Below are 246 nucleotides of genomic sequence, written 5' to 3' on the forward strand. Positions count from 1 at the left end.
TCGAGCGCCACAGCCGCTCGATGAACACGTTGTCTCGCCAGCAGCCCTTGCCGTCCATCGAGATGCGGATGCCGTGGGCTATGAGCAGTCCGTTAAAGGCGCTGCTGGTGAATTGGCTGCCTTGATCGGTGTTGAATATCTCGGGAGTTCCGTGCTTCATGATCGCTTCCTCGACGGCCTCGATGCAGAACTCGGTGTCCATCGAGATCGACACCCGCCAGGCCAGCACACGGCGGCTGTACCAGT

The 246-nt window shown here is 60.2% G+C and carries 1 protein-coding gene; it reads right to left on the bottom strand.

Annotated elements, in window-relative coordinates:
• Nucleotides 1–246: DDE-type integrase/transposase/recombinase (locus QN413_RS27250; RefSeq protein WP_323499664.1), on the bottom strand; the 246-nt coding region annotated here is incomplete at both ends.

It is taken from the genome of Variovorax sp. LG9.2, from assembly GCF_035018885.1.
Lineage (GTDB): Bacteria > Pseudomonadota > Gammaproteobacteria > Burkholderiales > Burkholderiaceae_C > Variovorax.